Below are 17868 nucleotides of genomic sequence, written 5' to 3' on the forward strand. Positions count from 1 at the left end.
GCGGTCGCGCCCGTGCGCGGTCCGCCACCGGCGCGCGAACACCGCGCGCGGGGTGTTCAATGAGATCAGGAGCGCCATCGATCCTGCCGGAATGAGACACGAGTGAGCGTCAACGGCCCGAGGGAATCCGTCACGACAGCGGACTTCCCCACGGCTGTTCTGGTTCTCGACACCGCCGGCAAGGTCCTGACGGGCACACGCGCCGCGGCGACGCTGCTCGGCGCTCCTGAGGCCTTCGGGGGCCCCTGCGCCGAGCCGCTCGCCGCGGAACTGCTCTTCGAGGACACCGGCCTGTGGGCCCGTCTCGTCGCCGGAGCCGTCGGAGGTGCCCGGCGCGGTGCCCGTGCCCGACTGCGCCGGCCGGACGGCGAGCAGCTGGAGGCGGATGTCGACCTCATCACCCTCATGGAGGGGTCGCCGGCCCGATTCCTGCTGCGCCTGCGTCCCGCCGATCCGGCCCACGCCGTACCGCTCGCCGTCGCCGACGACATCCGTCGGGCACCGCCCCCGCCGCCGGCGGACCAGCGTTCCGCCGAGCGACAGGCGCTGCTCCACGCGGCCGCCGCGGAGATCGGCAGTTCCCTCGACCTGGTGCGCGACGCCGAACAGCTGACGGAGGTGCTCGTCCCGGCGTTCGCCGACCTCGCGGCCGTCGACCTGACCGAATCCGTGCTGCTCGGCGAAGACCCGGGAGACCTGGTCACCGGAGCGCCGATGCGGCGCGTCGCCGCGCGGGCCGCCGACGGCCGGTGGCCGCCGGAGAACACTGCCGTGGGCGAGACCGTCCGGCTCGGGAGCGTCGAGAGCGTCCACCTTCGCGGGGGCTCGGCGGTCTACCTCCCCGACCTGACCGAGCTCCGCGCGGTGCTGGCGGGTGAGGCGGATCGGGTACGGCTGATTCTTCCGCCCCGGGCCACCTCCCTCATGCTGGTCCCGCTGCGGGCACGCGGCGCGGTCCTCGGCGCGCTGGTCCTGTGGCGCACCGCGGAGGGGCGAACCTTCGATCAGGAGGACGCGGTCCTCGCCGAGGAGATCGGCTCCCGGGCCTCGCTCAGCATGGACAACGCCCGCCGGTACACCCGTGAGCGCCGTACCGCGGAAGCCCTGCAGCGCAGTCTCCTGCCCAGGCCGGTCATGGACGTCACCGGCGCCGAGACCTCAGGCGTATACGTTCCCGCCGCCACGACGGCGGCCATCGGCGGCAGCTGGTTCGACGTCATCCAGCTCCCCTCGACACGGCTCGCGTTCGTCATGGGAACGGTGGCCGGGCACGGTCTCGGCGCCATGGCCGCGATGGGGCGCCTGCGGTCGGCCGTACAGACCCTCGCCGACCTCGACCTCACTCCGGACGAACTGCTGGCGCACCTCGACGACCTCGTGGTGCGTTTCGCGGAGGAGGACGCCCACCAAGAGCCGGGCGGGGACGCGCCGAGCACGCTGACGGGAGCCACCTGCCTCTACGCCACCTACGACCCGGTGTCCCTCACCTGCGTGGTGGCCGGCGCCGGCCACCCGCCGCCCGTGCTGGCCGCCAGGGGACGGGACGGGAGCGGCACGGTGACGTACCGCCCGGGTCCGGTTCTCGGCACCGGCGGGCAGCCGTTCGAAGCGGTGGAACTCCGTCTGGGGCCCGGTGATGTACTGGCCTTTTACGGCGGAGAGCTCGCCAAGGGCACCGGCCGGTCGGAGCGGCAGCTGGAGACGGTCCGGGCGGGTGCGCGGGACGGCGCGGACAGCGGGCGGCCGGTCACCGAGATCGGGCACGGCATCCTGGGCGCCCTGTTGAGCGAGCCGCCGGACGACGACCTCGCCCTGCTCGTGGTGCGGGTCAGGGAGGTGTCCGCCGACGCCACCGCCGCGTGGGAACTGCCCGCCGACCCGTCCCTCGTCCGGGAAGCCCGCGTGCTCGTCACGGACCGGCTGACCGCCTGGGGCCTCGAGGACCTCGTCTTCACCACGGAGCTGATCGTCAGCGAGCTGGTCACCAACTCCATCCGGTACGCGGGTGGCCCGGTCGGCCTACGGCTGATCAAGGACCGTGTGCTGATCTGCGAGGTCTCCGACCCGAGCCAGACACAGCCGCACCTGCGCCGGGCCCAGCTCACCGACGAAGGCGGGCGCGGCCTGTTCCTCGTGGCGCAGCTCACCCACCGGTGGGGCAGCCGGTACACGGCGGCCGGCAAGACCATCTGGACGGAGCAGCTCTTGGGCGGCTGACGTCCCGCGCCCGCCGCCGGGCCGACGGTGGACGCGGGCACGGCGCGGCTATTCCAGACGGAAGGTGGCGTCGGCCTTGGCCGTCGTGGTGGCCGCCGGCTCCGAGTACAGCAGGAAGTCGCGGTGCCGTAGGAAGCGTCCGGGCGCGCCGTACGACTCGTAGGAGACCCCTGCCGCGTCGGCGAGTCCGGTGCGCCGGTGGAAGGTGGCGCTGCTCTTGAAGGCGGCGCTGCCGTCGTTCCTCTCCAGCCTCACCTCGCCGTTCCTCTCGCGGAGGTAGGAGCCGGGGAAGTTCGCCGACTCCATGGAGACGGTGCCGCTGCCGGCGAGCCCGGGCACGGTGCGGAACTGGGAGTCGGCCAGGTTCCTGACGTCCGCATCCAGCCTGGCCCGGAACTCCCGGTGGCGGACGTGGCGGTCCGGGTAGTTGAGGGAGGCGAGGCGGTGCGGAGCGCCGCCGTCGGACACCGGGATGCCGAAGTTGGGTGTGCCGTCGGCGTTCCAGTACAGCTTCTGGATCCGGGTGCGGCGGTTGGGGTCGTCGAGGGGATCGCCGGAGATGTCCTTGTAGCCGCGGTCGTGGTAGACGAGCACGTCGCCGCTGCCGTCCTCCGCCTTGGTGAAGTAGTTGTGTCCCGGCCCGTACTGGCCGGTGGCGGTGTTGCTGGTGAAGACCGGGGTCGGGCTCTTGGTCCACGCCGCCGGGTCCAGAAGGTTGCCGGACGCCGCCGCGGAGAGCAGGCCGAGGCAGTAGTTGCTGTCCGTCGCGGAGGCGGAGTAGCTGAGGAACACCCGGTCGGCTCGCTCGATGAGGGCGGGAGCTTCGTTCACCTTGAAGCCGGCCGCCTCCCAGGAGTAGGTGGGCACCGTCAGACGGGTCGGCGTGCCGGAGATCGTCCAGGGGTTCGCCAACTTGGCGAGGTACACGTTGGAGTTGGTGGCGATGGCGGGGTCCCTCTGCGCCCAGCTGAGGTAGCGGGTGCCGCGCACCACGAAGGTGGTGGCGTCCAGGGCAAAGCTGTCCATGGGCGTGACGATCTGCCCCTTCTCGGTCCAGCCGCCGGTCAGCGGGTTGGCCGCGGAGCTCTCCAGCACGTACATCCGGATCTTCCAGATGTCGTCGCTCCGGCCGGCGGCGAAGTAGACGTACCACCTGCCGTTGATGAAGTGGATCTCGGGGGCCCAGATGTGGGCGCCCATCTCACCGGTGGCGTGCTTCGTCCAGATGACGGTCTCCGGCGCGGTCGACAGCCCCTGGAGGGTGGTGGCGCGGCGCAGGACGATGCGGTCGTACTCGGGGACGGTCGCCGTGAAGTAGTAGTAGCCGTCGGTGTGCTTGTGGATCTGGGGGTCCGCGCGCCGCTCGGCCAGCGGGTTGGTGTAGGCGGCCTGGGCCTGCGGGCCCGCCAGGGCGTGGGCGGGAAGCGGCAGTACGGCACAGGCGCAGGCCAGCAGGGCCGCCACGGCCGCGAGGGCACGGGCGTACAGGAGTGTTCCGGTCATCTCTTCTCCTCTTCCGTACGGAGTGGCCCGGTCAGCCGGTCCGGAGCTGCCATTCCTGGCAGGGGTTGGCGAGCCAGGTCCACTGGCGGACACCGGTGCCGTCGCGGGTTCCGCAGTCGGCCACGTCGGCGACCTTCCCGCTGTGCGCGTTCTCCAGCCGGAGCAGTCCGGCCTCTCCGGCGATGAGCCGGAACCGCTGGCAGGCGTTGTCCAGCCAGGCCCACTGGCGCAGTTCCGCTCCGTCTGCGGAGGAGCAGTCAGCCACGTCGAGCACCTTGCCGCCGGCCACGTTGACCAGTCGGCTCGTGTCGTCCCCCTGGTCCTCGAACCGCCACTTCTGGGCAGTGCTGCCGTTGCACGACCACAGCCTCACGTCCGCTCCGTCGGCGGAGGAACCGAGCGCGAGATCCAGGCACTTGCCGCTGTGGGGGTTCACCAGGGTGTACGCGGTGGGGGTGGCCGCCGTCTCGCCCCCCGGGGCGGGCAGCGGTTTCCCGGCGGCGACCGGTGCGCCGAAGTCCGGGGTGCCGTCCGGGAGCCAAGTGAACTTCTGGGCCCGTGTGGTGCGCCTGTTGTCGCAGCCGCCGGCGGCGGTGTCGTTGGCGTGGTAGACGATCCAGCTCTCCTTGCCGTCCGGGGAGGTGAAGAACCCGTTGTGGCCCGGCCCGTACACTCCCGCCGCGTCGTCGCGCCGGAACACCGGGGCGGGTGCCTTGGTCCATGACGCGGCGCTGAGGGGGTCGGCGCCGGTGAGCTCCAGTCGGCCCAGCTTGTAGTCCGGGGTGTTGCAGCTGGAGGCGGAGTAGGTGAGGAACGTCCGCCCGCCGTGGTACAGCGGCTCGGGTCCCTCGTTGACCGATCCGCCTTGGCTCTCCCAGCTCAGGGCGGGACTGGAGATGACCCTGAACGGACCGCTGAGCGTGTAGGGGTTGCTCAGCGGGGCGATCACCAGGCTCTGCCGACTGCCGTTGATGAAGCCGCTGCCGAGCAGGTACAGCTTCCCGCCGACCCGCAGCAGGCTCGCGTCGATCAGCCATCCGCCGGGCACAAGGTTGGCGCCGGTCAGGATGTTCTTGTAGGTGTAGGGGCCCATCGGGTCGCTGCCGGCGCTCTGCAGGACGTGGGTGCGCTGCGAGTCGCAGCAGGCGGCCCCCGCCTGCCCGGCGGAGTAGTACAGGTACCAGCGCCCCTCGACGAAATGCATCTCCGGAGCCCATATGTTGGTGCTGCGGGCGGGGGTCCGGTCGGACCACACCCGTACGCTCGGCGCGGTGGAAAGGCCTTCCAGAGTTGGTGACCTGCGCATGGTGATCTCGCCGGTGAAGGTCGATGCGACCAGGTGGTAGTTGCCCGCGTGGTACTGCAGCCAGGGGTCGGCGCCCTTCTGGACCTTCACCGGGTTGGTGTACGTACGGCCGGCTGCGGCCTCGGCGGGACCGCCGGTGACCGCCGCGGCCGGGAGCAACGCGAGCAGGACGACCGCGAGGACGGTCCAGAGCGGCGGCCGGGTGCGTCGTGGTGCGGTACGGCGTGGAGCGGTGCGGCGCGAGCGGAAGCGTAAGCGGCTCATGTGCGTCCCTTCTGAACAGCGGGAGCGAAGATGGCGGCGCGTCAGAAACCCTGCGCCAGGCGGTGGTACGCCTGGTTCCAGCGGATCTCCTGGGTGAACCGGCGGATGCCGGTGTCCCCGTCGATGACCAGCAGCTCCGTGCCGAGCATGTCGGCGAGATCACCCAGCTCCTCGGTGCCCGCGGCACTCGACAGCACGGTGTGGTGCGGGGCTCCGGCGATCAACCAGGCTTCGGTCGAGGTCCGCAGGTCCGGACGGGGCCGCCACACGGCCCGGGCCACCGGCAGGTTCGGCAACGGCTCGGCGGGCTCCACCACGTCGATCTCGTTGGCGACCAGGCGGAAGCGGTCGCCCATGTCGGCGAGCCCGACCACCACCGCCGGACCGGTGTGCGCGTCGAAGACCAGACGGACGGGATCCTCCCGGCCGCCGATCCCCAGCGGGTGGATCTCACAAGAGGGAACCGCGGCCGCGATCGTCGGGCAGACCTCCAGCATGTGCGCGCCGAGGATCAGTTCCCTGCCCGGTTCCAGGTGGTAGGTGTAGTCCTCCATGAAGGACACCCCGCCCGACAGCCCCTCGGACATCACCTTGAGCGTGCGCAGCAGGGCCGAGGTCTTCCAGTCGCCCTCGCCGCCGAAGCCGTACCCGTCGGCCATCAATCGCTGCACGGCCAGTCCCGGCAGCTGGCGCAGGCCCCCGAGGTCCTCGAAGTTGGTGGTGAAGGCACGGAAGCCGCCGGTGGTGAGGAAGGCCCGCAGGCCGAGCTCGATGCGCGCGGCGTAGCGCAGCGACGCGTGCCGGTCCCCGCCGGACCGCAGCTCGGGCGCCACCCGGTAGGTGTCCTCGTACTCCTTGACGAGCTCGGTGACATCGGCCTCCGCGGCAGCGTCGACGGCCTCGACGAGGTCGTTGACCCCGTACGTGTTGACGGAGACGCCGAAGCGCAGCTGCGCCTCCACCTTGTCGCCCTCGGTAACGGCGACGTCCCGCATGTTGTCGCCGAAGCGGGCCAGCCTGAGGCCGCGCAACTCGGCCCGCCCGGCGGCCGCCCGGGCCCACGCGGCGATGCGGACGGCCACGGACGGGTCGCTGACGTGACCCGCGACCGTCTTGCGGGTGACGCCTACGCGGGACTGGATATGGCCGAATTCGCGGTCCCCGTGCGCCGCTTGGTTGAGGTTCATGAAGTCCATGTCCATGGACGACCACGGCAGGGCCATGTTGGCCTGGGTGTGGAGGTGGAGCAGAGGTTTGCGCAGGGCGTCGAGGCCGGCGATCCACATCTTGGCCGGGGAGAACGTGTGCATCCAGGCGATCAGCCCGATGCAGGCGTCGTCGGAGTTCGCCTCCAGGCAGATGCGGCGGATCGTCTCGGCGCCGGTGAGGACGGGCTTCCAGACGATCCGGACGGGGACGTCGGGGGCGTCCTGGAGGGCCTCGGCGATCTGCTGGGACTGTCGGGCCACCTGTTGCAGGGTCTCGTCCCCGTAGAGGGACTGGCTGCCGGTCAGGAACCACACTTCGCGTTCTTCGAGTGATGTCACGGAAAAGCCCCTCACCGGTCGGCCTGCTGGCCGTACACGTTCTGGTAGCGGTGGTTGAGCGCGTCGATGTCGCTCTGCGCGAGGGGCAGCGGCTCCCCGAGCTGGCGTGAGATGTGGACCGTGCGGGCGACGTCCTCGCACATCACGGCCGCCTTGACCGCTGCCTTGGCGTCCTTCCCGACGGTGAAGACGCCGTGGCTCTCCATCAGGACGGCGGGCGAACGGTGTCCGCGCAGCGTCTCGACGATGCCCCGCCCGATGGAGTCGTCCCCGATCAGCGCGAAGGGTCCGACCGGGATCTCGGCGCCGAACTCGTCGGCCATGGCGGTCAGTACGCAGGGGACGGCCTCGCCGCGGGCGGCCCAGGCGCAGGCGTAGGTGGAGTGGGTGTGCACCACCCCCGCGACCTGTGGCATGTGCCGGTAGACGTAGGCGTGTGCGGCGGTGTCGGAGGAGGGGGCGTGGTCGCCTTCGACCACTTTCCCGTCCAGGTCGCAGACGACCATGCGCTCGGGGGCCAGCTCCTCGTAGGAGACACCGCTGGGTTTGATCACCATCAGGTCCTCGCCCGGGACGCGGGCGGACACGTTCCCGGCCGTCCAGACGACGAGGCCGTAACGGACCAGTTCCTGGTGCAGGTCGCTGACCTCGCGGCGCAGCTGCTCGATCGGTGACGTCATGAGCGTTTCAGAGCCTCTCGGTCGGGGTGGTCGGGGCAGTCAGGACGGCGTTGCGCAGGGCACGCAGCCGGTGCAGCGCCCTGTCGGGGCCGGTGCCGAAGTGGTCGTGCAGCGCGCGGTACTCCGCGTACAGGGCGTCATAGGCGTCGGCCCGGGCGACGTCCGGCAGGTAGGCGGCGCGCTGGACGCGGCCCATGGCCGCCGCGGCGGTGCGTACGTCCGGATGGGCGCCGGCGGCGACGGCCGCGTGGATGGCGGCGCCGAGGGCGGGGCCCTGGGCGGAGGCGGCGAGGGACACCGGCCGGCGCAGCACGTCCGCGTAGATCTGCATCAGCAGGGCGTTCTTCTTCAGGCCGCCGGTGACGATGAACTCGTCGACCGGTACTCCGCCTTGTTCCAGCGCTTCGACGATGGTGCGGGTACCGAAGGCGGTGGACTCCAGCAGGGCCCGGTATATCTCCTCGGGCCGCGTCGCCAGGGTGAGCCCGACGATGACGCCGGACAGGTGGTGGTCCACCAGGGTGGACCGGTTGCCGTTCATCCAGTCGAGCGCTACCAGGCCGTGCCCGCCGACCGGCTGGTCGGCGCACTTGCGGGTCAGAAGCTGGTGCAGGTCCTCGCCGCGGGCCTCGGCCTCGGCCTGGTAGCCGGCCGGGACGCCCTGGGAGAGCCACCAGGCGAAGATGTCGCCGACCGCGCTCTGTCCCGCCTCGTAGCCGTACGCGCCGTCGACGATCCCGCCGTCGACAACGCCGCAGATGCCGGGGACGTCGGCGAGCGCGGCACCGTTCACCACGTGACAGGTGGAGGTGCCCATGACCGCGAGCAGCCGGCCGTTCTCCACGGCCTGGGCCCCGGCGGCCGCGACGTGGGCGTCGACGTTGCCGACGGCGACCGCGATGCCCTCGGGAAGGCCCGTCCAGGCGGCGGCCTCCGCGGTGAGCGAGCCGGCCCGGGAACCCAGCGGGGAGAGTGGATGCTCCAGGCGGGTGCGGGCGAAGTCCCCGAAGTCCGGGTGGAGGGCGGCGAGGTAGTCCTCGCTGGGATACCTGCCGTCCTGGTGGATGCCCTTGTAGCCGGCGGTGCACGTGTTGCGGGTCTCGGTGCCGGTCAGCTGCCAGACGATCCAGTCGGCCGCCTCGATCCAGCGCTCGGTGGCCGCGTACGTCGCCGGGTCCTCCTCCAGCACCTGCAGCGCCTTCGCGAACTGCCATTCGGCGGAGATCCTGCCGCCGTAACGGGCGATCCACTTCTCGGCCCGCAGGTGGGCGAGGCGGTTGATCCGGTCGGCCTGGCCCTGAGCGGCGTGGTGTTTCCAGAGCTTGGGCCAGGCGTGCGGGCGGTGGCCCAGCCCGGTCTCGGAGAGCGGCCGCCCGTCACGGCGTACCGGCAGGACCGTGCAGGCGGTGAAGTCGGCCGCGATGCCGATGACGCGCCCGGGGTCCACTCCCGCGGAGGTGACGGCGTCCGGGACGGCGGTGCGCAGCACCTCGCGCCAGTCGTCGGGATGCTGGAGTGCCCAGTCGGGCGGCAACGCGGCCCCGGTGGTGGGCAGTTCGCGGTCGATGACTCCGTGGCGGTACGCGTGGACGGCGGAGCCGAGCTCTTCACCGTCGCGCACGCGGACCACCACGGCGCGGCCGGACAGCGAACCGAAGTCGACACCGATGACGTAGCGCCCGGTGTCCGGGGCGGCTGGGGGACGGGACGGGGTCACGTTCACATCCTTCGTACGTAGCCCAGCGCCCCGGGCGACAGGGGACGGCGGCGCGCGTGGCCACCCAAGGCTCTGATTGTTAGCGTTAACAATCAGCTGTCAAGAGCCCTCGCATGCAGCGTTACCTAATCTTGACCTCGCGTCCCAGTGTGTATTCGTAGCACTTGGGGCTCACCTGACCAGCGCGAATGCCGGGTTCAGCGAACCTGACGGGGCGCGCGGCCCGTGCTGCGGCGCAGCACGATCTCCGTGGGTACCAGCACGTGCGGGCCCGGGGACTCCGGCGGCCTGGCGTGCTCACCGCCGACCGCGCCGGTCGTGCGGTCGCCACGGGTCAACTCCTCGACCAGCAGCTCCAGCGCGCGTCTGCCCAGTTCGCCGAAATCCTGGCGGACCGTCGTCAGCGGCGGAGCGAAGTAGGCGGCTTCGGAGATGTCGTCGAAACCGACCACGCTGATGTCCCCGGGAATCGCCCGGCCCGCTTCGTGCAGCGCGCGCAGCAGTCCGAGCGCCAGCTGGTCGTTCGCGCAGAACACCGCGGTGACGGTGGGGTCCCCGGCGATCCGGAGGCCCGCCTCGTAGCCGGCGCGGGCGCTCCAGTCGCCGGGGTGAGCCTCGGGCACCGGGGCCCCGGCCTCCTGGAGGGCCTTGCGCCAACCGGCCTGCCGGGTCGTGGTCTCCAGCCAGCCCGGCGGGCCGGCGATGTGGTGGACCGTGGCGTGCCCGAGGTCGAGCAGGTGCCGGGTTACGGCGCGGGCGCCCGCCTCGTTGTCGACCGAGACCGTGGGCACGCGCGTACCGCTGCCCGATCCGACCGCGACCACGGGCACCGCCGTGGACAGCCGGGAGACCGCACTCACCGCCGGGGTCTGCGGCGCGATCACCATGATGCCTTCGACTCCCTGATCCCGGAGCCGCTCCACGGCCTCCTGCACCGCGCGCGTGTCCAGGGACCGGATGCTCGCCACGCTGACGAAGTAGCCCGCGCTGCGCGCGGCCTGCTCGATGCTGTCCAGCATGGAGGCCGGTCCGTACAGGGCGCTGCCGAAACTGACCACGCCCAGCGTCTGGGACCGACGGGTGACCAGAGCCCGGGCCGCCACGTTGGGGCGGTAGTCCAGCTCGCGGATGGCCGCGAGCACCCGCTCTCGCGTGCCGGGGCGGACGTGGGGGGCGCCGTTGAGCACCCGCGACACCGTCTGGTGCGACACCCCGGCGACGCGCGCGACATCAGCCATCACAGGCTGGCGTGGCTCGGACTGTTCCGTACTTCCCGTTCCCACTGAGAGCCCTCTCGTCGGCGGAGCCCACGGCGGTTGGGGCCGGGCTCCGGTGCGCAGACCGCATGCACGGTGGTGCCTGCACAGGGCCCCACGGGGGCGAGTCTAATTGTTCACGATCACAGGGGTCACTCCGCGATGCGGATGCGACGGGACCGACCCGGGCCGCCCGGGCTCCGGCCGCTGCCCCGCCTCCCTGGCCGCCTCGACCAGGCACAACCACACGACGGGCGGACCGGTCATCCGCTCACCGACCGCCTATGGCCATGGACCGTGGCGTCGATCATCCGCGCACCGGACCGACTCGGCGGAGGCTCGCATTCTCCGATGCTCATGCCCCGCGGATGAGGCCCTCCGGGGTCGCGCTCCCCCGCAGACAGCCCGCGGGATCGCCGGTGCAGGAGTCTCCCGATTCGCTCGCGGACGACAGGGTGGGGCGGGAACCGATAGGTGAAGTAACGGGAAGGTAACGCGCGCAAGGGGATTGAGGTGCGGTGGTGTTAGCGCTAACAATGCTGCCCACCGTCCCTGACGGACGAGGGCTTCATCAGTGCACGCCGCCGGTCAGCACCGGGGGCCCCTCCTCCTCCTCGCGCAGGGCTCAACTCCCTGTCCCGACCGCCGTGCGGCCATGGCAGCGGAACCATGCCTACTCCCGAAAGGACACACCACATGGCTCGCAGAGCTGCTTACGTCGTCGGTATCGCCCTTCTGGCGTCCCTCTCCCTGTCCGCCTGCTCCACCGAAAACCCGGCGGCCGGGTCCGGCAGCCGCGGCAGTGGCGAAAAGTCGGGCCACAAGCTGGTGCTGGGCTTCGCCCAGGTCGGTGCCGAGAGCGGCTGGCGCACCGCCAACACCAAGTCCGTCCAGGACGCCGCGAAGGCGGCGGGGATCACTCTGAAGTTCTCCGACGCGCAGCAGAAGCAGGAGAACCAGATCAAGGCGATCCGCACCTTCATCCAGCAGAAGGTCGACGTCATCGCCTTCTCTCCGGTGGTGGAGTCCGGCTGGGACACCGTGCTGAAGGAGGCCAAGGACGCCGGGATCCCGGTCATCCTCACCGACCGCGCCGTGGACACACAGGACACCTCCCTCTACAAGACCTTCCTCGGCTCGGACTTCGTCAAGGAGGGCAGGTCGGCCGGCGAGTGGCTGGTTGCGGAGTACGAGGGCAAGGGCGAACCGGTCAACATCGTCGAGCTCCAAGGGACCACGGGCTCGGCCCCGGCCAACGACCGCAAGGCCGGCTTCGCCGAAGCCGTCAAGGGTGAGACGAAGTTCAAGGTCGTCGCCTCCCAGACCGGCGACTTCACCCGAGCGAAGGGGAAGGAGGTCATGCAGGCCTTCCTGAAGTCCCAGGAGGACATCGACGTCCTGTACGCCCACAACGACGACATGGCGCTCGGCGCGATCCAGGCGATCGAGGAGGCCGGCAAGAAGCCCGGGACAGACATCAGGATCATCTCGGTGGACGGCATCAAGGACGCCTTCGTCGCGATGACCAAAGGCAAGATCAATGTCGTGGTGGAGTGCAATCCGCTCCTCGGCGACCAGCTGATGGAACTCACCAAGAAGGTCGCCGCGGGAGAGAGCGTGCCGGCGCGCGTGGAAACCGAAGAGGGAGTCTTCCCCCAGGACAAGGCCGAGGCCGCCCTGCCGGCCCGCCAGTACTGACCGACGCCGTAACCGGTGCCGGAGGGAGCGGCGCTCTGGTGCCTCCTTCGGCCCTACCTCACGAGAGGAGGGGAGATGTCAGCCCCACCCAGCCTCCGCACAAGGACCGCCGGTCACCCACGGCCGGTGCTGGAAGCCCACGGCATCCGCAAGCGGTTCCCCGGAGTACTCGCTCTGGACGACGTCGCCCTGAAGCTCCATCCGGGAGAAGTCCACGCCCTGATGGGCGAGAACGGTGCGGGGAAGTCCACCCTGATCAAGGTGCTCACCGGCGTGCACCCCGCCGATGGCGGCAGCATCGTCGTCGATGGTCGGCAGAGGCACTTCGACGATCCGCTACAGGCCCAGCACGCGGGCATCAGCACCGTCTACCAGGAGGTCAACCTCTGCCCCAACCTCTCCGTCGCGGAAAACATCCTCATCGGCCGCGAGCCGCGCAGGTTCGGACTCGTCCACTGGTCCGCGCTGAGACGGCGAGCCGCTGAACTCCTGGCGGAACTGGACCTCGACGTCGACGTCACCAGTCTGCTGAGCACGCACTCGCCGGCCGTCCGGCAGCTGGTGGCAATCGTCCGTGCCGTGGACGTCTCGGCCAAGGTACTCGTCCTGGACGAACCCACGTCCAGCCTCGACCGCGAGGAGGTCGCCCAGCTGTTCGCGCTCGTACGACGCCTGCGTGACCGAGGCGTCGCCATCTTGTTCGTCACGCACTTCCTGGACCAGGTCTTCGACATCTGCGACCGTGTCACCATCCTGCGCAACGGGCGTCTGGAGGGTGAGTACCCCATCGGGGACCTCACCCATGTCTCGCTGGTGCAGCGCATGGTCGGTGGTGAACTGGCCACTCTGGACAAGCTCTCCGACAGAGCCCACGCGGACGCAGCGGAACGCGCCACGGGCAAGCCCCTCCTACAGGCCCGGCAACTGACGCGCACGGGACATGTAGAGCCCTACGACTTGGACATCCACCCCGGAGAGGTCATCGGGCTGGCCGGACTCCTCGGCTCGGGCCGTACGGAGGCCGCCCGGCTGCTGTTCGGTGCGGACAGCCCCGACGCCGGCGAGCTGATCATGGACGGCGAGCCCGTCTCCCTGCGCACGCCGCGGAACGCCGTCGCCCGCCGTATCGCGTTCTGCTCTGAGAACCGGAAGTCCGAAGGGCTGATAGGGGAGTTGACCGTCCGGGAGAACATCGTTCTCGCGCTTCAGGCAGCCCGCGGGTGGACGAGGCCGCTGTCACGGGCCAAGCAGGACGAACTCACGCACCACTGGATCGACGCCCTGGACATCCGCCCGGCCGCCCCTGAGGCACAGGTCAGGCATCTCAGCGGTGGCAACCAGCAGAAGGTCCTCCTGGCGCGCTGGCTGCTCACCGAACCCCGACTCCTGATCCTGGACGAGCCCACCCGGGGCATCGACATCGGGGCCAAGGCCGAAATCCAGAAACTGGTGGCACGCCTCGCCGCGGACGGCACCTCGGTGCTGTTCATCTCCGCCGAGCTCGAGGAGGTTCTGCGCCTCAGCCACCGCATCGCGGTACTGCGCGACCACCGGATGGTCGCCATCCTCACCAACGACGACAGCGTCACCCCTGAACGAATCCTGGCCACCATCGCCACCGGAGCCGACTCATGACCGCCCAGCCCGCCAAGGCCACAGCGGCCGGCGGCCTCGGGAGGCGACTGGCCGGCCATCGCCTGCTGTGGCCCTCGGTCGTCCTGCTGGCGCTGCTGCTCGGCAACCTCGCCTTCACGAACGACTTCTTCGCCGTGCGGGTCCGCAACGACCACCTCTACGGCAGTCTCGTCGACATCGTCCAGTTCGGCGCCCCGCTGATTCTGGTGTCCCTGGGCATGACACTCGTGGTCGCCACCCGCGGCATCGACCTCTCGGTCGGTTCCACCGTCGCCATCGCGGGCGCGCTGGCCTGCCGGCACATCGCCACCGCGGGGCAGCCCGGCAGTGTCACGACCATGCTCACGGCCCTGGCCATCGCCCTCGGCGTGGCGGTGGTCCTCGGGCTGGCCAACGGCCTGCTGGTGGCACACCTCGGCGTACAACCCATCGTGGCCACGCTGATCCTCATGGTCGCCGGCCGTGGCATGGCCCAGCTGATCACCGACGGCCAGATCATCACCGTGAGCAGCAGCCCGTACAAGATGATCGGCGGCGGGTACTGGCTCATGTTCCCCTTCGCCGTGCTGCTGGCCGCCGTCCTGGTCGCCCTCACGGCGGCCGTCACTCGGCGCAGCGCACTGGGCCTGCTGATCGAGTCGGTCGGCGGCAACCCCACCGCCAGCCGCCTGGTCGGCATCCGCGCCGCAGGTCTGCTCACCCTCGTCTACGTCTTCAGCGCCCTGTGCGCCGCCGTCGCAGGACTGATGATCAGTTCCAACGTCTCCAGCGCCGACGGCAACAACGCGGGGCTCTGGATCGAACTGGACGCCATCCTCGCCGTTGTCGTGGGAGGCACGGCCCTGACCGGCGGCCGATTTTCCCTCGGCGGGACCGTGCTCGGCGCCCTGATCATCCAGACCCTGTCCACCACCGTGTACACCCTGGGTGTCCCGCCCGAGATCACGCTCGTCTTCAAGGCGGTCGTCGTCATCGTGGTCTGCCTCGTCCAGTCCCCCGTCTTCCGGGCCAAGGTGTCGCACCCCCGCAAGACGACACCCCCTCGACCACACACGGCGCCGGGCGACGTCCCGCGCAGGCAGGAGGCAGGCGCATGAGCTCCGGTATCGCGCAGGCCGCCGCCACGCTCGCCCGACCCTTCCGCGGGAACGTCCCACCGCGCGGCCGCACCCGTGTCCCCCTGATCGTCACGGCCGTCCTACTGGTGGCCATGTTCGCCGTCGGCTCGGTGCGCTACGAGGGGTTCTTCTCCGCCCAGGTCCTGCTGAACCTCCTGATCGACAACGGCTTCCTCCTCGTCGTGGCCGTCGGAGCCACTTTCGTCATCCTCACCGGGGGCATCGACCTCTCCGTCGGATCGGTAGTGGCTCTTTCCACCATGCTCACAGCGTGGCTGGTCGAGCAGTACGACTGGCCGCTGCTCACCGTCATCCCCCTGGTCCTGCTGGTAGGCACAGCCGGCGGCGCCCTGATGGGATGGATCATCCACACCTACGAGATCCAGCCCTTCATCGTGACCCTGGCCGGCATGTTCCTGGCCCGGGGCCTGTGCTACACCATCAGCACCGAATCCATCTCGATCACCGACCCCACCACGACTCAGATCGCACAGACACGCCTCTACGGGCCCGGAGGCGTCTTCGTCTCCGTATCAGTGATCATCGCCTTGGCCATCGTGGCCGCCGCGTTCGTCTGCCTCCATCACACCCGATTCGGCCGCAACGTCTACGCCTTGGGCGGGAGCGAACCCTCCGCCCGGCTGTTGGGCCTGCCCGTGGGCACCACGAAGATCGGGGTCTACGCGATCAGCGGTCTGTGCTCCGCACTCGGTGGTGTGCTGCTCACCTTCTACATGCTCTCCGGGTACGCGCTCCACGCCATGGGGATGGAACTCGACGCCATAGCCGCCACCGTCATCGGCGGCACCCTGCTCACCGGCGGATCCGGCTTCGTCCTGGGCACCTCCCTCGGTGTGATGGTTCTCGGCATGATCCAGACGGTCATCAACTTCCAGGGCACCCTCAGCTCCTGGTGGACCCGGATCGTCATCGGAGGCCTGCTGCTCGTCTTCATCGTGCTCCAGCGACTGATGAGCGGGCGACGCCCTGCACAGGACTGACCCCGACTCGCGGGAGGCGCCCTCGGCCAGGCCCGCTGTGCGCCTCGCTCATCTCCACCTGCGGCTCTTCCTTCACAGCCCCAACGGTGATCAAGGGTTCCCCGGAGCCCTGAGCGTCTGTGCGACCTACACGCTGGATCGCCACAGCAAGCTGTCCCTGACCTACCGGGCGGTGAGCGACGCACCGACCGTCGTGGACCTCACCAACCACGCGTACTGGAACCTGGACGCAGAGGGCAGTGTCAACGTCCTGGCGCACCACCTCCAGGTCGACGAGCCGCTCCACACCCCTGTAGAGGACACCCATGTCCACTCAATGACCCTCTCCCGAAGGCCTCCTGATGTTCATCCCCGCACTTGTCGCCACCCTTCTGGCCACACTCATCATCCTGCCCGCTCCCCAAGCCGACGCAGCCCCGGCCTACGGCGGCTACGCCATGGCCTACTTCACGGAATCCAACCAAGGATCGGGTGACAGGTATGCCTTGCACCTGGCCGTGAGCTCCGACGGGCTGCAATGGACACCTCTGAATCAGAACGCACCCGTCGCCACCCCCACCGCCGGCACCAAGGGTCTGCGCGACCCCTTCATCCTGCGCAAGCAGGACGGAACCTTCACCGTCTTGGCCACCGACCTCAAGGGCACGAACTGGACTGAGAGCAATCAGTACATCCACGTCTGGGACTCGACCGACCTGAGGTCCTTCACGGGATACCGTCGAATCAAGGTACATTCCCTGCCGGCCACCCACGCCTGGGCTCCCGAGGCGTTCTGGGATCCGGCCCGGCAGCAGTACGCCGTCATCTACTCGGCCCACAACGGCACACGGGACGTCATCATGGCGAGCTACACCACTGACTTCACCAACGTCAGCGCCGCCGAGACGTATTTCGACCCCGGCTTCGACATCATCGACGCCGATGTCGTCACCGGCGTCAACGGTATGAACTACCTCTACTACAAACGTGACCACGCCCTCTACGGAGCCAAGTCCGCCTCGCTCGCCCCCGGCGCGTTCAACAACGGCACCTATACCGGGCCGATCTCCCACGGCGGCACCGAGGCCCCCGTCCTGACCAAATCCCTCACCGGCACCACGTGGTACCTGTGGGGCGACACCTACACCCCCAACGGGGTCTTCTACGCCTGGCAGACGAACGATGTCGCCACCGGTAACTGGGCACCCGTGGACCAACGCACCTACACCCAGCCCTTGAACTCCAAGCACGCCGGAATCACCCCGATCACCACCGCTGAGCTCAATGCGCTCAAAGCCGCCTGGGGCACACCCCACTGGACCCGGATGAAGTCCTACAACCACCCTGACCGATACGTGCGCCACCTCAACTACGAGGCCCGCATCGACACATACCCCTTCGACCCCTACCGCGACTCGCAGTGGAAGACCGTCCCCGGCCTGGCCGACGGCGCCGGCATCTCCTTCGAGTCCGTCAACCACCCCGGCCGCTTCCTGCGCCACAGCGGCTACTCCGTCCTCCTCCACACCAACGACGGCAGTCCCGGCTTCGCAGCCGACGCGACCTTCTACCCGACTCCGGGTCTGGGCGCCTCCGCGGCAGTCTCCTACCGGTCCTACAACTTCCCCACTCGCTATCTGCGGCACAGCGGCTACAAGTTGCGTATCGACCCGCTCTCCCCCACGTCCTCACTCGGAGACCGTCAGGACGCGACCTTCCTGCTCACCGGCTGATCCCTGCCGTCCCGCGCGGCACAGGGTGGCGCGGGACACTCCCGCCCTGGAGGACGTCTGCGCACCGCACCGACCACCTGCCTGGAGAGCGCGCGCTACGGAGTTTCCACGATGGGCCTTGTGATCAAAGGCCTCCTAGACGGGCATCGAGGAGCGCCTCCGCCGGGGTGGGCGGCTTGGTCGCCCCGCCCCACCGGGATTCCCCGGGGCCCGG

Annotated in this window: 13 protein-coding genes; 7 read left to right on the plus strand and 6 right to left on the minus strand. The window is 69.9% G+C overall.

The features are described from left to right. Window positions 1–102: 102 nt before the first annotated feature. A complete protein-coding gene (locus AB0D46_RS21380; RefSeq protein WP_362879565.1) occupies window positions 103–2217 on the plus strand; it encodes a SpoIIE family protein phosphatase in 2115 nt (704 codons plus the stop codon). Window positions 2218–2265: 48 nt separating this feature from the next. On the opposite strand, the gene AB0D46_RS21385 is transcribed toward AB0D46_RS21380, so the two are convergent. The 6 genes from AB0D46_RS21385 to AB0D46_RS21410 all read right to left on the minus strand — a co-directional run bounded on the left by AB0D46_RS21385 (window position 2266) and on the right by AB0D46_RS21410 (window position 10472). Next, window positions 2266–3720, minus strand: coding sequence for a family 43 glycosylhydrolase (locus tag AB0D46_RS21385; protein WP_362879567.1), 1455 nt, complete (start codon window positions 3718–3720; stop codon window positions 2266–2268). A gap of 31 nt (window positions 3721–3751) precedes the next feature. Continuing rightward, window positions 3752–5290, minus strand: coding sequence for a family 43 glycosylhydrolase (locus AB0D46_RS21390; RefSeq protein WP_362879569.1), 1539 nt, complete (start codon window positions 5288–5290; stop codon window positions 3752–3754). A gap of 41 nt (window positions 5291–5331) precedes the next feature. After that, the gene (gene araA / locus AB0D46_RS21395) at window positions 5332–6837 is read right to left on the minus strand and encodes an L-arabinose isomerase (protein ID WP_362879571.1); all 1506 of its coding nucleotides are present in this window, start codon (window positions 6835–6837) and stop codon (window positions 5332–5334) included. An 11-nt stretch (window positions 6838–6848) separates the two neighbouring features. Next, window positions 6849–7517, minus strand: a complete 669-nt coding sequence (locus tag AB0D46_RS21400) for an L-ribulose-5-phosphate 4-epimerase (protein ID WP_362879573.1) — start codon at window positions 7515–7517, stop codon at window positions 6849–6851. 7 nt (window positions 7518–7524) lie between these two features. Next, window positions 7525–9234 (minus strand): ribulokinase, encoded by a 1710-nt coding sequence (locus AB0D46_RS21405; protein WP_362879575.1) that lies wholly within the window; start codon window positions 9232–9234, stop codon window positions 7525–7527. A 197-nt stretch (window positions 9235–9431) separates the two neighbouring features. Continuing rightward, entirely contained in the window at window positions 9432–10472 is a 1041-nt protein-coding gene (locus tag AB0D46_RS21410; RefSeq protein ID WP_362879577.1) for a LacI family DNA-binding transcriptional regulator, read from the minus strand. A gap of 714 nt (window positions 10473–11186) precedes the next feature. On the opposite strand from AB0D46_RS21410, the gene AB0D46_RS21415 reads away from it, so the two are divergent. The 6 genes from AB0D46_RS21415 (at window position 11187) to AB0D46_RS21440 (ending at window position 17654) form a co-directional block, all read left to right on the plus strand. Continuing rightward, entirely contained in the window at window positions 11187–12188 is a 1002-nt protein-coding gene (locus AB0D46_RS21415; RefSeq protein WP_362879579.1) for an ABC transporter substrate-binding protein, read from the plus strand. A 75-nt stretch (window positions 12189–12263) separates the two neighbouring features. After that, window positions 12264–13823, plus strand: a complete 1560-nt coding sequence (locus tag AB0D46_RS21420) for a sugar ABC transporter ATP-binding protein (protein WP_362879581.1) — start codon at window positions 12264–12266, stop codon at window positions 13821–13823. Then, window positions 13820–14920, plus strand: coding sequence for an ABC transporter permease (locus AB0D46_RS21425; protein WP_362879583.1), 1101 nt, complete (start codon window positions 13820–13822; stop codon window positions 14918–14920). The genes AB0D46_RS21420 and AB0D46_RS21425 overlap by 4 nt, the downstream gene beginning before the upstream one ends. Beyond that, entirely contained in the window at window positions 14917–15942 is a 1026-nt protein-coding gene (yjfF, locus tag AB0D46_RS21430) for a galactofuranose ABC transporter, permease protein YjfF (protein ID WP_362879584.1), read from the plus strand. Before AB0D46_RS21425 ends, yjfF begins: the two co-directional genes overlap by 4 nt. A gap of 37 nt (window positions 15943–15979) precedes the next feature. Next, window positions 15980–16417 carry a hypothetical protein gene (locus AB0D46_RS21435; protein ID WP_362879586.1) on the plus strand — a complete coding sequence of 146 codons (438 nt, stop codon included), beginning with the start codon at window positions 15980–15982 and terminating at the stop codon, window positions 16415–16417. Beyond that, entirely contained in the window at window positions 16332–17654 is a 1323-nt protein-coding gene (locus AB0D46_RS21440; protein ID WP_362879665.1) for a glycoside hydrolase family 43 protein, read from the plus strand. Before AB0D46_RS21435 ends, AB0D46_RS21440 begins: the two co-directional genes overlap by 86 nt. Window positions 17655–17868: the final 214 nt, after the last annotated feature.

Origin of the sequence: Streptomyces sp. NPDC048383, from assembly GCF_040651775.1 — a bacterium.
Taxonomy (GTDB): Bacteria; Actinomycetota; Actinomycetes; order Streptomycetales; family Streptomycetaceae; genus Streptomyces.

Coding starts and splice junctions, on each gene's coding strand:
- AB0D46_RS21415 (WP_362879579.1), top strand. CDS start 11,187: ATGGCTCGCAGAGCTGCTTACGTCGTCGGTATCGCCCTTCTGGCGTCC.
- AB0D46_RS21400 (WP_362879573.1), bottom strand. CDS start 7,517: ATGACGTCACCGATCGAGCAGCTGCGCCGCGAGGTCAGCGACCTGCAC.
- AB0D46_RS21390 (WP_362879569.1), bottom strand. CDS start 5,290: ATGAGCCGCTTACGCTTCCGCTCGCGCCGCACCGCTCCACGCCGTACC.
- AB0D46_RS21385 (WP_362879567.1), bottom strand. CDS start 3,720: ATGACCGGAACACTCCTGTACGCCCGTGCCCTCGCGGCCGTGGCGGCC.
- AB0D46_RS21425 (WP_362879583.1), top strand. CDS start 13,820: ATGACCGCCCAGCCCGCCAAGGCCACAGCGGCCGGCGGCCTCGGGAGG.
- yjfF (WP_362879584.1), top strand. CDS start 14,917: ATGAGCTCCGGTATCGCGCAGGCCGCCGCCACGCTCGCCCGACCCTTC.
- AB0D46_RS21420 (WP_362879581.1), top strand. CDS start 12,264: ATGTCAGCCCCACCCAGCCTCCGCACAAGGACCGCCGGTCACCCACGG.
- AB0D46_RS21410 (WP_362879577.1), bottom strand. CDS start 10,472: ATGGCTGATGTCGCGCGCGTCGCCGGGGTGTCGCACCAGACGGTGTCG.